This is a genomic window from Micromonospora sp. NPDC049089 (genome assembly GCF_040648775.1).
Taxonomy (GTDB): Bacteria; Actinomycetota; Actinomycetes; order Mycobacteriales; family Micromonosporaceae; genus Micromonospora.
The window spans coordinates 13,849-27,792 of record NZ_JBEZEH010000081.1 but is presented as its reverse complement, the minus strand read 5'-3'; the positions used below and the strand labels follow the sequence as shown (position 1 = coordinate 27,792).

Genomic DNA, 13,944 nt, shown 5'->3' with positions numbered 1-13,944 from the left:
GCGGGCGGGCCGAGAGCCCCCGCCCGCGCCACCGGTCGCCCTCGTTCGACGTTCGGTCAGCCGGCCATACCCGCCTTCAGCGCGGTCCCCAGCAGCACGGCGCGCCGGGCGGTCAGCGCGCAGGCCCCGAGCGCCACGGCGTCCGGGGCGATCTCCCCGTTGTTGCTGGTGTGCGAGGGACCGTACGGGTTGCCGGCGATGAACTGACTGGTGTCGGTGTAGCCCGGGGTGACCACCACACCGCCCCAGTGGTAGAAGACGTTGAAGAGCGAGGTCAGCGTGGTCTCCTGCCCCCCGTGCGAGGTCGCCGTCGAGGTGAAGGCGGAGTAGACCTTGTTGGCCAGCGCGCCCTGGGCCCAGAGCGGGCCGGTCGTGTCGATGAACTGCTTCAACTGCGCGGCGATCATGCCGTACCGGGTCGGCGCGCCGAGGATCACCACGTCGGCCCAGGCCAGGTCGTCGATCATCGCCTCGGGCACGTCCTGGGTCTCCAGGTGGTGCGCCTGCCATCCGGAGTTGGAGCGGATCGCCTCGTCCGGCGCCAACTCGCGCACCTTGCGCAGGCGTACCTCGGCACCGGCGTCCCCGGCGGCCTCACACACGGCCTGCGCCATCTGGTACGTGATGCCGGTGGCGCTGTAGTAGATCACCGCTACCTTGGTCTGGGCAGCCATCAGAGTGTCCCCTTCTCGTCTCGGATCAGCTCCCGCGACTACCCGCTGCGGACGCGCTCTAACGACAGCCTCCGGGGCCGCCGGCTACCGGTACGCCGGCTCAAGTTTTCCGCAACTTCCCGGTCGTTCCGGCCCGCCGCCAGGCCCGGACGACGATCCTGGTGCCATCGGTGCCGGCGGGATCGAGCCGCCGCCCCGCACCGGGCACCTGAACGGGGGATCGCGCTCCGCCGGCAATGGCGCTGGCGTAGCGCGATCAGGGGACGATCACCGCTCCCACGCTCCAGCTCAGAGGACCAGGGTCGCCATCAGCCGGTCCAGCTCGGCCGCCGGGTCGGCGGTGAGACCGGTGTGCACCGGCCCGGTCTGGATCATCGTGCTGCGCGGCGCGGCCAGCCAGTGGAACCGCTCGCCGAGGCGCATCCGGGTCGCCGGCCCGTCACCGGAGCAGGTCCGGTCCCAGGAGTCGAGCACCGCGGCCACCGCCGGCAGGTCGACGTCGGGCGCCAGCGCGCGCACCCGGTCGGCGTCCAGGTGCGTCCGCGCGGCCAGGAAGTCACGCTGCTGGCAGTAGAGCAACACCCCGACGTTGATCTGCTCACCGCGTTCGATGCGGGGCACGAGCCGGATCAGCGCGTACTCGAAGGGTTGCCTCATGCCCCGCTCCCCGATGGCAGCCAGTCGGCCGTGCGGGCGACCCGGCGGGACAGGTGATCCAGGTACGCGCCGCGCGCCGCGTCGGCCGTCTCGAAGTCGGCGGCGGTCAACCACTCCCCCGGCACCAGGGCCAGCACCTCGGTGAGCAGCTCCGGGGTGACCTGGGGGGCCAGTTCGGCGTCGGCCTCGGCCAGCCGCGACGCGTACGGCGCCAGCACGTGGTCCTCCGCGCGGTAGGCACGGTGCACGGCGGCCTCGGCCCGCGGCCAGTTGTGGTGGAAGTACAGCGACGCGCCGTGGTCGATGAGCCACAGCTCCCGGTGCCAGACGAGCAGGTTCGGGTTGCGCCAGCTCCGGTCGACGTTCTCCACGTACGCGTCGAACCAGAGCACCCGGGAGGCCAGCGCCGGGTCGACCGGGTGCGCCACCGGGTCGAAGCCCAACGCCCCGGGCAGGAAGTCCATCCCGAGGTTGGCGCCGCCGCTGCTGCGCAGCAGCTCCTGTACCTCCTGGTCGGGCTCGGCCCGCCCGATCACCGGGTCGACGTCGAGGACCACCAGCGGCGGCACCCGTAACCCCAGCCGGCGCGCCAGCTCACCGCAGATCACCTCGGCGATCAGCGCCTTGGGCCCCTGCCCGGCGCCTCGGAACTTCGCCACGTAGGTGCCCAGGTCGTCGGCCTCCACCACGCCCGGCAGCGACCCACCCTCGCGCAGCGGGGTGACGTAACGGATCGCGGTGACCTGGCGGAGCACGCCGCCCACCCTACTGTGGCCGGCCGGGACGGGTGGCGGGCCGGCCCAGACCGGCACGCGCGGGTCAGTCGAGCTTGTCGCGCAGCTTGTCGACCTGGGTCTGCAGGCGGTCCACAGCGTTCTCGTTGTTGACGAACGTGGTGATACCCGCGGCCAGGCCGAGCCCGATCAGCACGGCCAGGATGCTGAGCACCAGGCCGCCGATCGACACGCCACGACCGGTGACCCCGGGTCGACGCGCCATCTTGAGGCCGACGATGCCCAGGATGATCCCGATGATGCCGAGCACCAACCCCAGCCAGGCGAGGATCGCCGTCAACACGCTGAACAGAGCGGCCACCCCGAACACCAGGGCGAAGGTCGCCGCGGCGCTCGTCTTCGCGCGGGCGTCCCCCCGATGGCCCCGGGACCCGGCCGTTACGCCGGCGCCCCGCGCCGGCTCGCTTGCGGCAGTCATGAGATTCCCTTCCGTACGCGCGGCGCGCGCACTTCCGGCGAGCCGCATTCCCCCGACGACCGCCGTTACGCCTCCCACCAGCAGGAGTGTCGGTGCCCGGCCCTAGGCTGGCCGCCCGGCCACGAAAAGGAGCGCAGGATGCCTGTCGACCTCAGCGCGGCCGACGCGCTGGCGCTGCGGATGACCAGCCTGCTGCTGCGCCCGCACCCGAGCACCCGCCCCGGCACCGTCGCCGAGGTGGTCGAGTGGTTCGGCGCGATGCAGGCACAGGATCTGGCCAGCGGGCTGTGGTCGCTGGGCGCCCGGCTACCCGGTCACGGCATGGCCGACGTGCAGGCGGCGTTGGAGCGGCGTGAGGCGCTGCGTACCTGGCCGATGCGGGGCACCGTGCACCTCGTTCCGCCCGCCGATGCCCGCTGGATGCTGGAGGTGACGGGCGTACGGTCCCTGGCCGGCGTGGCGACCCGGCGGGCGCAGCTGGGGCTGACCGAGGCCGACGCGGACCGGGCGGTGGACGTCCTCGGCACCGCGTTGGCCGGCGGTGGTCGACTCACCCGCGCGCAGTGCCTCGCCACCCTGCGGGCGGCCGGCCTTGGCACCGACGGGCAACGTGGCTACCACCTGCTGTGGTATGCGAGCGTGCGCGGCGTGACCTGCGTGGCGCCGAACATCGGGACCGAGCAGACCTTCGCCCTGCTCGACGAGTGGGCACCCACGTCCCACCGGCTGGAGCGGGACGAGGCGTTGGCAGTGCTCGCCCACCGATACGTTCGCGGGCACGGCCCGGTCACCGACCGCGAGTTCGCCGGGTGGAGCGGCCTCACAGTGACCGACGCCCGGCGCGGTCTGGCCGCCGCCGACGACGCGCTGAGCACGGTACGCGTCGACGGCACCGCGATGTACGTCGACGCGGCCCTGGCCGACGCGCCACGCACCACGCCGGACGACGTGTTGGCGCTCCCCGGCTTCGACGAGTACCTGCTCGGCTACCGGGACCGCACGTTGATGCTCGACCCCGCCCACCAGGCGGCCGTCGTGCCGGGCAACAACGGCATCTTCCAGGCCACAGTGGTCCGCGCCGGTCGGGTGGTGGGCGTGTGGAAACGCAAGATCGGCCGCACGGCGGTCACTGTGACGATCCAGCCGCTCACGACGCTCGACGCCGCCGCGCGGGCCCGGGTGGAGCAGGCACTCGGGCGTTACGCCGAATTCCTCGGGCTGCCGGCCCGCTTCGACTGGCTGACCTGACCCGGCGGCGTCACCGCTGCGGCGGCGCCGGGTCGGCCGGTCGTGGGCGGGCGGCGCTGAGCAGGTCGACGATCCGGGCCACCCGGGGGTCCGCGCGGATCTGCGCCACGCTGGCCGGCAGCGGCAGCCGCCAGTTCGGATACTCGTCGACAGTGCCCGGCATGTTGGGTTGGCGCACCTCGCCCAGCACGTCGTAGAGGGAGACGCCGAGCAGCCGGGTCGGGCTGGCCGCGAGTGCGGCGTGCATCGCCACCACCACCTCGCCGTCGTCGGGTGCGCCAGTCGCATCGGGCAACGCCGAATCGGCATTCGTCCTTTGCTCTGCACCCGCGGAGGCGACAGTACCGGTCGGTGGCCGCGAGGTCGGCTCGGGCAGCAGGTTCTCGGCGCGCAGCATGCCCAGCAACCGGTCCCGGTCGGCGGCGGCGCGGGCCCGCTCCACCGCCACGTCGGTGCCGAGCAGCTTCAGCTCGTCGCGCACCCGCACGTGCTCACCGGTCAGGAAGCCCGGCGCGGTGGGCAGGTCGTGGGTGGAGATGGTGGCGAGGGCGTTACGCGGCCACCGGGCCGGCGGGACGAAGTCACCGGCCTCGTCGCGCGCGAACCACAGCACCGTCGAGCCGAGCATGTTGCGCCCCCGCAAACCTCGGGTCACCGCCGGTTGGACAGTGCCGAGATCCTCACCGACCACCACCGCGCCGGCCCGGTGCGCCTCCAACGCGAGGATGCCCAGCATCGCCTCGGCGTCGTAGCGCACGTAGGTGCCCTCGGCCGCACCGCCGCCTGGCGGCACCCACCACAGTCGCCACAGACCGGCCACGTGGTCGACCCGCAGGCCACCCGCGTGCCGCAGGACGCGGCGCAGCATGTCCCGGTACGCGGCGTACCCGGTTGCGGCGAGGCGGTCCGGGCGCCACGCGGCGAGCCCCCAGTCCTGGCCGAGCTGGTTGAAGTCGTCCGGTGGCGCGCCGACCCGCACGCCCTGGGCCAGCACGTCGGCGAGCTGCCACCCGTCCGCGCCGCCCGGGTCGATGCCGACGGCCAGGTCGTGCACGACACCGACCGGCATCCCCGCCGAGCGGGCCGCCGCCGTGACGGCGTCGAGCTGCTCGTCGCAGAGGTGTTGCAGCCAGGCGTGGAAGGCGACCCGGTCGGCGAGATGCCGACGCTGCTCGGCGACCGCCGGGGCGTCCGGGTGGTGCAGTTCCGCCGGCCAGGCCCGCCAGTCGTTGCCGTGCCGCTCGGCGAGCGCGCACCAGGTGGCGAAGCTGGTCAGCGCCGGGTCCGCGCCAAGGTCCACCGGCTGGGCGTACGGGTGCAGCAACTCCAGCGCGCGCCGCTTGGCGGCCCACACCTCGTCGTAGTCGATCAGGGGCCCCCGGTCGGGGCGCAGCGCGTCGACCACCGCCCGGGTGGCCGGCTCCGCCGCCCGGTACGCGGCGGTGTCGCTGACCCGCAGGTAGAGCGGATTGACGAAGCGTCGACTGGCCGGCGAATACGGTGAGGTGGCCACCGGGTGCGCCGGCCCGACCGCGTGCAGCGGGTTGAGCAGCACCAGCCCCGCCCCGTTGGCACCGGCCCACCCGGTGAACTCGGCGAGATCACCGAGGTCTCCCATGCCCCAGGATTGCTCCGACGTGAGCGCGTAGAGCTGGAGCATCCACCCCCAGCTCGACGGCGGCACCGGCAGCCGACGCGGCACCACCACCAGTGTCACCTCGCGGTCGGCGCAGGCCAGCCGGTGCCAGCCCAGCGGCAGGTCGGCCGGCAGTTCGCCGTCGACAGCGCGGCGGCCACCGTCCTCCAGGGTCACCATCCCCGGGCCGGGCAGCGCCCGGCCGCGACCGTGGGTGAGCACGACCGTCTCCGGCAGGGCGTTCCGGTCGACCGCACGGGCGGCGGCGAGCGCGTCGGCGATCGCCGACGGGCTGGTGGCGTCCACACCGAGCAGCCCCAGCACACCGACCACTGTCCGCGGTGCGACCTCGACGCGGCGGTGCCGCCAGTCCTCGTACCAGGTGGAAACACCGTGCGCGTTGGCCAGCGCGGCCAATCGTCGGTCCATGTGCCCCCCGCTCCACGACGCGACCTACGACCACCCTGCCACGCCCACCCGAACCCCGCAGAACACGCACCCCCACCCCCCGCCGCGCCGATCTTGCACTTTCTGTCGCGACACAAGGTGCATTCCACCTGTATCGACAACCGAAAGTGCAAGATCGGCGGCGTAAGGAGGTCGTCAGTCGGCGAGCGCGCCGGCTGCTCGGCCCTCCTGCAGGGTCAGGTTGCGGCCGTTGGCGGGGTCGAACAGGTGGATCTTCTCCAGGTTGAACCAGACCCGCCGCGTCTGCCCCTCGGCGACCGGGGACTCGGCGGACAACCGGGTCACCAGGTTGCCACCGGCGCCGGCGAAGTCGGCGGCGCCGGCGTCGGCGGCCAACTCCTCCAACTCGGCGGCGCTGGCCTTCTCCCCCTCGACGGTGAAGTAGACGTACTTGTCCGAGCCCATCGACTCGACGATGTCCACCGGCGCCTCGAACTCCATACCCCGCCGACGGGTGTCGTCGTCGACCAGTTCGGCGTCCTCGAAGTGCTCGGGTCGGATGCCGAGGATCAGCTCGCGGGGCGCGTCGGCCGCCTCCAGCTCGCGGCGGATCCGGTCACCGATCGGCACGGTGCCCAGGGCGGTGTGCAGCTCGCCGTCCTGCACGGCGGCGTGCAGGAAGTTCATCGACGGAGAGCCGATGAAGCCGGCCACGAAGAGGTTCTTCGGGTGGTCGTACAGCTCCTGTGGCGGCCCGACCTGCTGCACCGCGCCCCCGCGCATGATCACCACGCGGTCGCCGAGGGTCATCGCCTCGGTCTGGTCGTGGGTGACGTAGACGGTGGTGGTGCCGAGCTGCTTTTGCAGGCGGGACACCACTGTGCGCATCTGCACCCGCAGCTTGGCGTCAAGGTTGGACAACGGCTCGTCCATGAGGAACGCCTTCGGCTGGCGGACGATCGCCCGGCCCATCGCCACCCGCTGACGCTGACCGCCGGAGAGGTTGGCCGGCTTGCGGTCCAGCAACGAGGTCAGCTCCAGCACCTTCGCCGCCTCGTCGACCTTGCGGTCGATGGTCTCCTTGTCGAGCTTCGCCAGTCGCAGCGGGAACGCCATGTTCTCCCGCACTGTCATGTTCGGGTACAGCGCGTACGACTGGAACACCATGGCGATGTCCCGGTCCCGGGGGGCCTTGTCGTTGACCCGCTGCCCGGCGATGCGCAGCTCACCGGAGCTGATGTCCTCCAGCCCGGCGATCATGTTGAGGGTGGTGGACTTGCCGCAGCCCGAGGGCCCGACCAGGATCACGAACTCGCCGTCGGCGATCTCCAGGTCGACGTCCTGCACGGCGACGGTTCCGTCCGGGAAGCTCTTGCTCACCTTGTCCAGCACGATGTCAGCCATGACTACCCACCTATCCCTTGACCGCGCCGGAGGTCAGACCGGACACGATGCGACGCTGGAAGAAGAGAACGAACAGGATGATCGGAACGGTGATCACCACGGCGGCGGCGCAGATCGCCCCGGTGGGGTCCTCGAACTGCGACGCGCCGGTGAAGAACGACAACGCGGCCGGCACCGTGCGGGACCGCTCGGTCGAGGTCAGCGAGATCGCGAACAGGAAGTCGTTCCAGCAGAAGATGAAGACCAGGATCGCCGTCGTGAACAGCCCGGGCGCGGCCAGTGGCGCGATCACCCGCCGGAACGCCTGCCCCTGGGTGGCGCCGTCCATCTTCGCGGCCTTCTCCAGATCCCAGGGGATCTGCTTGAAGAACGCCGACAACGTGTAGATCGCCAGCGGCAGCGCGAAGGTGATGTACGGCAGGATCAGCCCCAGCCAGGTGTCGAAGATCCCCAGCTGGCGCTCGATCTCGAACAGCGGCGACACCAGTGACACCTGCGGGAACATCGCGATCAGCAGGGAGACACCGACCAGCAGCTTCTTACCGGGGAAGTCCAGCCGGCTGATCGCGTACGCGGCCATCGCGCCGAGTACCACCGCGATCAGCGTGGCGATCAGTGCGATGCCGATCGAGTTGACCAGTGCCCGGACGAACTGGTCGGTGTCGAAGATGGTCCGGTAGTTGTCCAGCGTCCACTCCCGGGGGATGAAGTTCCCGTCGGTGAGGGTCGCCGGCGTCTTGAACGACAACGACGCGATCCACAGCACCGGGACCAGCGCGAAGACGACCACGAGGACGTCGAGCAGACCCCAGCGCAGCTTTGCCCTGGTAGTGGTTTCGACAGCCATGTCAGCGCCTCTCCCCGTCGTCGCTGCCCGGAGCAGCGGTGCCGAACAGCTTCACGAAGACGAAGGCGATGATCGCCACGGTGATGAAGATCAGCACCGACATCGTCGAGCCGATGCCGAGGTTGAGACCCCGGATCAGGTTGTTGTAGGCGAGCATCGACACCGACGACGTCTCGTTGCCTCCGGCGGTCAACACGAAGATGTTGTCGAAGACCCGGAACGCGTCCAGGGTGCGGAACAGCAACGCGACCAGGATCGCCGGCTTCATCACCGGCAGCATCACCTTGGTGAACTTCTGCCAGGCGGTCGCGCCGTCGGTGGAGGCCGCCTTGAGCAGGTCCTCCGGGACCAGCGCCAGTCCGGCCATCAGCAGCAGCGCCATGAACGGGGTGGTCTTCCAGATCTCCGCCAGCATGATGATCGCCAGGGAGCTGGCCCGCTCGGTGAGCGGCGCGCCGTCGCTGAACAGGTCGGCCAGGTAGCCGGTGCCGGGCGTCCAGGCGTACCGCCAGGAGAACGCGGCGACAACAGTGACGATCCCGTACGGAATCAGCGCCGACGTCCGGACCAGGCCGCGCCCGACGATGGTGCGGTGCATGATGATCGCCAGGCCCATGCCGAGCACCAGCTCGATGGCGACGGTGACCACCGTGATCAGCATGGTCACGCCGAACGCGGTCCACCAGAACTCGTTGGTGAGCACTGTGACGTAGTTCTCCAGCCCGATGAACTCACGCTGGTCGGGGAAGCGCAGGTCGAAGCGCTGCAACGACAGCCAGACCGAGTAGATGATCGGGTACGCGGTCACCGCGATCATGACCAGCGCGGCCGGCGCGCAGAGCAGGAGACCGAGCCGGCGTTCGGCCTTCTTGTTCTCGCTCAACGGGGGCTTGCGACGGCTGCCGCGTTGCTTCGGTACGGAGGCGGGCCGCTGGGTTTCCTCGGCGGCGACGTCGGCGCCGGTCGGTGTGGCGTTGATACTCACGGCAGGACCCCCTTGGACTGGAGGGCGTCGGCGATGGCGTCGCGCAGCTCGTCGGCGGTCTGCTGCGGACGAATGTCGGACGGCGGCGACAGGATCGCCGACATCACTGTGGAGATGCTCTGGTAGGCGGGGGTCAGCGGACGCGTCGCCGGTTCCTTCAGCTCCTCCAGGATGGTGTCCTTCATCGGGTACGCCTCGGTCATCTCCGGGTCGTCGAAGACCGCCTCGATGGTCGGCGGCACACCGTCGTTGATGGCGGAGAACTTCTGGTGCTCGGCGCTGCGGATGCACCGGGCCGCCTCGAAGGACTGCTCCGGGTGCTTGGAGTAGGAGCTGACGGCCAGGTTGACGCCACCGATGGTGACCTTGCTGGGGGTGCCCTCGTCGATGCCCGGGATCCGAGCCCAGCCGACCTGCTTGGCCAGGTCCGGGTTCGCCTCCTGGAGAGCCGGGTAGACGAACGGCCAGTTCACCTGGAACGCGCCCTCGCCGGACTGGAACTCCAGCCGAACCGGGTCCTCGGTGGCGTTGCTGAACGACGGCGAGGTCACGCCCGACGTGGCGAACTTCTTCAGCTGCTCCAACGCCCGGACGGTGCCCTCGTCCATCTCGGCCTTCGTACCGTCGTCGTTGAGGATCTTCCCGCCGGCGCTTTCGGCGAGGGTGTTGTAGAGGACGACCAGACCCTCGTACTGCGCGCCCATGGTGAGCACCTGGTACGGCTTGCCCTGGTCCTTGAGCTGCTGGGCCGCGCTGATCATCTGGTCCCAGGTGGTCGGCGGCTGCGGCACCAGATCCTTGCGGTACCAGAGCAGCTGGACGTTGGTGTTCTTCGGCGCCGCGTACAACTTGTCCTTGTAGCGGGCGGTGTCCAACGGGCCGGCGAGGGTGCCCTGCTCGACCTCGGCCTTGTCCTGGCCGGTCCACTCGCGGATCCAGTCGGCGCTGGCGAACTCCTGGGTCCAGGTGACGTCCAGCCCGAGCAGATCCATCCCGCTGTCCTCGGCGGCCAGCCGGCGCACCATCTGCACCCGCTGGTCGTCGGCCTGCCGGGGCAGCACCCGGTAGGCGATTTCGTACCGTCCCTGGGCCTGCGCGTTGCAGTCGTCGACGACCTTCTGCAGGTTCTGCTCGGGCGGGTAGTACAGGTTGATCGTCGGTGGGCCACCAGCGTCGTCCGCGCCGCACGCGGCCAACGGCGCCACGAGTGCCAGCGCGGCGGCCGCCGCGCCCAGCCGTGCTACCGGTCGGCGTCGGTGTCGAGCCGTTTCGGGGTCCGTCATCGCCCTCCCCCTCTCCTCGGCGAAAGACCGGGGAGGGCATCCGTGCCCCGGCGCACGGCGAGACGATCTCCAGCCGGTGAGCTGCGAAAACTCCGGCGTGAACGCTCTGTAGCGGGTACTCTGCCCCACCCGTGAAGCCACGAAACCTGGCTGTAACAGCGGAAGTCCACGCCCGGACCGCCGCCGCCAGCCCGCACCCGAGTGCCACCCGAGGGCCCCGGATACTCCGACGGGGTGCCGCTGATCCACTTTCCGGGATGAAGGACGGCGGGCCGAGCGTCAGCCGCGGGCTCTCGCCCAGGAGAGGAAGCGCTCGGTCATCCGGGCCGGCGGGTGGTCCGGGTGGAGTTGGGTGAGCTGGTTCGTCGCCTCGTGCATCAGGGTGCCGAGGTAGATCAACAGCGCGGTCCGGTGGGCCCGGTACTCCGTCAACAGGGCGAGCTTGGCCGGCTGGCAGGGCCACTCCCGGCCGCAGTTGCGGCACCGCCAGAGCGGGCGCATGGCGACGTGCGGGACGGGCGGCCGGACCACAACCATCACCGCCACCGCACCAAAGGGCTCAGCACATCGTCCTCCTGTAGGTGGGTGAAGGGGCCGCTCCCGCAAGGGGGAGACGGGAGCGACCCCGGGTGCAGGGCCCGCCGCCGCCATTCCGGCCACCAGCGGACCCGCCACTGGTGACAGTGTGGTGATGAGGCGACTACCGTCGATACGTGCTCGCGCCATCCGTGCAGCTCAGCGGCCCAGGTGAGCACCCATGAGGGACACGCCGAGCCAGACTGAGCGAAGGTTGGGGAATCGATGGGGACCGTCACCGACTACGTACTGGAGGAACTGCGCCTGTTCCGCACCCGGCTCGGTCTCAGTCAGGAGGACTTCGGCCGGGGCATCGGCTATTCGGGTTCACACGTCAGCTCGGTGGAGACCGGCGGGCGACCGCCCACGAAGGAATACATGAGGGCGGTCGACACCCACCACCAGACCGACGGACGCTTCCTCCGCATGCTCGACGGGTTGGCCCGGCTCGACGCCGAACCGGCCTGGCTTCGCGAGTGGATCGAGTTCGAGCGGGAGGCGACCACGCTGCGCTGGTTCGAGTTGGCCTACGTGCCGGGCCTGCTCCAGACCGAGCGGTACGCTCGCGCGACGCTGGCCGGTGGCCGGTTCGACCCCGAGGATGTGGACCGCATCGTCGCCTCCCGGCTGGAGCGCCAGGCGATCCTGCAACGCCCGCGCCCGCCGCAGCTCATCGCCGTGCTGGACGAGGCGGTGCTACGCCGGCCGGTGCTCGACCAGCCGGGCCTCATGGTCGAGCAGTGCGAGCACCTGGCCCAGTTGACGGCGGCGGAGCATATCCAGGTGCACATCGTCCCGACGGATGCTGGGATGTACCTGGGAATGGGCGGCCAGTTCATCATCGCCGAGATGCCGGACGGCGAGCGCGTGACCTATGCCGACAACCAGCTCACCGCGCAGATCGTCGATGCGCCAACCGACGTCGCTAAGCTGGCGAAGACATGGGAGATCGTGCGGAACGAGGCGCTCCCCCGCCGGCAGTCAATCGACCTGATCAAGGAAGTGGCGAAGTCATGGGCATGCTGACCCCACAGTGGCGCAAGTCGACCCGGTCCGGTGGCAACGGCGGAGCCTGCGTCGAGGTCGCCGACAACCTGCCGAGCGTGGTGCTGGTGCGCGACACCAAGGACCGCGACGGCGGCACCCTGCACGTCGACCCAACAGCCTGGAAGGCCTTCATCAAGTACGCCAAGCAGCACTAACCGGCCCGGCCCGCCCAAGGCCCGGTCGATCATGGAGTTGTGGTGCCTGGTTTGGGGTTCTGCGGGGACTTTGTCACCCACCACAACTCCTTGATCGACGAGGCGTCGTGCGGGGACTCCCCTCCCAACACGCGCGGGCACCCCTTGGGACCAGGCATGCTGACACGATGATCGCGCGCTTCAAGGACCTCTGCCTGGACGCCAACGACCCGCTCGCACTGGGTGCCTTCTGGGCCCGGATGCTCGACGGGGACGTGGCCGACGCCGGTGACGACGACACCCGGGTGGACCCGCGCTCCGCGCGCTCACCCGCGGAGTCGATCTGGGTGAACAAGGTGCCGGAGCCTCGGGTCGGCAGGACCCGCGTACACCTGGATCTGCGGTTGCCCGGCGCGGACCCGGCGCCGCTGCTCGCGGACGGCGCCCGACTGGTCCGCGAGCCGAACGACGACGGCCGGTGGGTGCTGGCCGACCCGGACGGCAACGAGTTCTGCGCGCTCGCGGCCGACGCCGACAGCCGACCGGGGCCGTTTCAGCTCGTGGTGGACGCGCTCGACCCGGCCGCCCAGGCGACCTGGTGGGCCGGCGTGCTCGGCGGCACCGCCGAGTACGGGTCGACCGACGCGCTGGTGCTCGGGTCTGCCGGCCTGCCCTGGGACCACTGGGTCTTCGACGGGGTCAGCGAGCCCAAGACGGTCAAGAACCGTATGCACTGGGACGTCGAGCTGGCCGAGCCGGAGCCGATGGCGCTGATCGCGGCGGGCGCGACGCTGCTGCGGGAGCCGATCGACGAGGCGCACTGGTGGTGGGTGCTGGCCGACCCCGAGGGCAACGAGTTCTGCGCCTTCGCACCACGCCCCACCGGGTGAACGACCGACTACCCAGCGCGGGCGTCGTCGGCTAGCGTTTTCCTAGCGCCGTAGCTGGCGCGTTCGCCGCCGCCGTCGACACGCCTCCGGCCGACCCATGCCTGCCCGATCGGTTGGTAATCGCGGGAACGTCCCACCGCCGCTCCCCCGTTTCGGCAGGATCGTCCCAACGAGGAGGTGCCGTCGTGCAGGACACCCGCGCTCTCGCCCTGACGTTCGAGGTGAGCGGCCTGCCACCGGTCAAGACCGAAGCGTTGTCCATCTTCGCCGCCGGGCACCGGCAGGCGACGAGGGTCCGCACTCTGCTCCAGGCCGCACTCGCCGCGGCCCAGCGCACCGGCTGGACGCCGTTGCCCGGGCCGATCGAGGTGGACCTGGTGTTGCGCTGCCCGCCCGGGCACCGTACGTCCGACGCCAGCACCCTTCTCGGCGGCGTCTGCGCGGTGTTGCAGGACAAGAAGCGGGTGTCGAGCATCGGCCTCACCCACCTCGGCGTGCTGGTGGATGTCGCCCTCTACGACGACGACCGGCAGATCCGCCGGCTGTCGTACCACGAGGAGCCGGCTGAGGAGTTCTCGTACCAGGTGCGGGTCGCCGCCGTACCGACAGGGGTTTGACCGACGTCCGCGGTGGGGTATCGCGGACGCCGACGAAGGGAGCACCGATGTCGGAGCCACATGTCACGCTCGACCCCCGCGGGCTCGATCCTGTGCAGCAGAAGCTGCGCGGCCCGCTGGAGGAGCAGCTGACCTCGGCGCTTCAGGCGGCCACCGAGCGGGTCCGCTCCGGCTATGCCGGCGAACCTGTCGAGCAGGTCTGCCAGCGGCTGTTGGAGGAGACCCGCTCCGGGTTGCATCCCGACATCGCTGCCGGCTTCAACCCGGACATGGACGAGTTCTGCCGGGTGGCGGTGGCGATCGTCCGGCGCGAGGCAGGCTGAGCC

The 13,944-nt window shown here is 70.7% G+C and carries 16 protein-coding genes; 6 read left to right on the top strand and 10 right to left on the bottom strand.

Annotated elements, in window-relative coordinates; translation table 11 throughout:
* Window positions 1–56 precede the first annotated feature (56 nt).
* The 4 genes from wrbA to AB0B48_RS16105 form a co-directional block, all read right to left on the bottom strand.
* Window positions 57–674, bottom strand: a complete 618-nt coding sequence (wrbA, locus tag AB0B48_RS16120; RefSeq protein ID WP_357201660.1) for an NAD(P)H:quinone oxidoreductase — start codon at window positions 672–674, stop codon at window positions 57–59.
* A gap of 288 nt (window positions 675–962) precedes the next feature.
* Window positions 963–1,331: a DUF3037 domain-containing protein gene (locus AB0B48_RS16115; protein ID WP_357201657.1), complete on the bottom strand. Its 369-nt coding sequence runs from the start codon at window positions 1,329–1,331 to the stop codon at window positions 963–965.
* Window positions 1,328–2,086, bottom strand: a complete 759-nt coding sequence (locus AB0B48_RS16110) for a HipA family kinase (protein ID WP_357201654.1) — start codon at window positions 2,084–2,086, stop codon at window positions 1,328–1,330. The genes AB0B48_RS16115 and AB0B48_RS16110 overlap by 4 nt, the downstream gene beginning before the upstream one ends.
* Before the next feature lie 64 nt (window positions 2,087–2,150).
* Window positions 2,151–2,543, bottom strand: coding sequence for a hypothetical protein (locus AB0B48_RS16105; protein ID WP_357201651.1), 393 nt, complete (start codon window positions 2,541–2,543; stop codon window positions 2,151–2,153).
* Window positions 2,544–2,681: 138 nt separating this feature from the next.
* Here AB0B48_RS16105 and AB0B48_RS16100 point away from each other — a divergent pair, with 138 nt between their 5' ends.
* Window positions 2,682–3,791, top strand: a complete 1,110-nt coding sequence (locus AB0B48_RS16100) for a winged helix DNA-binding domain-containing protein (protein ID WP_357201648.1) — start codon at window positions 2,682–2,684, stop codon at window positions 3,789–3,791.
* Between the two features lie 10 nt (window positions 3,792–3,801).
* Here the strand turns inward: AB0B48_RS16100 and malQ are convergent, their stop codons facing one another.
* From malQ to AB0B48_RS16070, 6 genes are all read right to left on the bottom strand, one after another.
* Complete coding sequence (gene malQ, locus AB0B48_RS16095; RefSeq protein ID WP_357201645.1) at window positions 3,802–5,856, bottom strand: 4-alpha-glucanotransferase; 2,055 nt, start codon at window positions 5,854–5,856, stop codon at window positions 3,802–3,804.
* Window positions 5,857–6,030: 174 nt separating this feature from the next.
* Window positions 6,031–7,239: a sn-glycerol-3-phosphate ABC transporter ATP-binding protein UgpC gene (ugpC, locus tag AB0B48_RS16090; RefSeq protein ID WP_357201642.1), complete on the bottom strand. Its 1,209-nt coding sequence runs from the start codon at window positions 7,237–7,239 to the stop codon at window positions 6,031–6,033.
* Between the two features lie 10 nt (window positions 7,240–7,249).
* Window positions 7,250–8,086 (bottom strand): carbohydrate ABC transporter permease, encoded by an 837-nt coding sequence (locus AB0B48_RS16085; protein ID WP_357201639.1) that lies wholly within the window; start codon window positions 8,084–8,086, stop codon window positions 7,250–7,252.
* A 1-nt stretch (window position 8,087) separates the two neighbouring features.
* Complete coding sequence (locus AB0B48_RS16080) at window positions 8,088–9,071, bottom strand: sugar ABC transporter permease (RefSeq protein WP_357201636.1); 984 nt, start codon at window positions 9,069–9,071, stop codon at window positions 8,088–8,090.
* Window positions 9,068–10,354, bottom strand: a complete 1,287-nt coding sequence (locus AB0B48_RS16075; protein ID WP_355008403.1) for an ABC transporter substrate-binding protein — start codon at window positions 10,352–10,354, stop codon at window positions 9,068–9,070. The genes AB0B48_RS16080 and AB0B48_RS16075 overlap by 4 nt, the downstream gene beginning before the upstream one ends.
* A 279-nt stretch (window positions 10,355–10,633) precedes the next feature.
* Window positions 10,634–10,891, bottom strand: a complete 258-nt coding sequence (locus AB0B48_RS16070) for a flavin reductase (RefSeq protein ID WP_357201632.1) — start codon at window positions 10,889–10,891, stop codon at window positions 10,634–10,636.
* A gap of 264 nt (window positions 10,892–11,155) precedes the next feature.
* On the opposite strand from AB0B48_RS16070, the gene AB0B48_RS16065 reads away from it, so the two are divergent.
* From AB0B48_RS16065 to AB0B48_RS16045, 5 genes are all read left to right on the top strand, one after another.
* A complete protein-coding gene (locus tag AB0B48_RS16065; protein WP_357201629.1) occupies window positions 11,156–11,956 on the top strand; it encodes a helix-turn-helix transcriptional regulator in 801 nt (266 codons plus the stop codon).
* Window positions 11,950–12,132 carry a DUF397 domain-containing protein gene (locus AB0B48_RS16060; RefSeq protein ID WP_355008433.1) on the top strand — a complete coding sequence of 61 codons (183 nt, stop codon included), beginning with the start codon at window positions 11,950–11,952 and terminating at the stop codon, window positions 12,130–12,132. The genes AB0B48_RS16065 and AB0B48_RS16060 overlap by 7 nt, the downstream gene beginning before the upstream one ends.
* 167 nt (window positions 12,133–12,299) lie before the next feature.
* Window positions 12,300–13,001: a VOC family protein gene (locus AB0B48_RS16055; RefSeq protein WP_357201627.1), complete on the top strand. Its 702-nt coding sequence runs from the start codon at window positions 12,300–12,302 to the stop codon at window positions 12,999–13,001.
* A 185-nt stretch (window positions 13,002–13,186) separates the two neighbouring features.
* Window positions 13,187–13,618, top strand: a complete 432-nt coding sequence (locus AB0B48_RS16050) for a hypothetical protein (protein WP_355008410.1) — start codon at window positions 13,187–13,189, stop codon at window positions 13,616–13,618.
* A 47-nt stretch (window positions 13,619–13,665) separates the two neighbouring features.
* On the top strand, window positions 13,666–13,941 hold the full coding sequence (locus tag AB0B48_RS16045; protein WP_210781930.1) for a hypothetical protein: 276 nt from the start codon (window positions 13,666–13,668) through the stop codon (window positions 13,939–13,941).
* Window positions 13,942–13,944 lie beyond the last annotated feature (3 nt).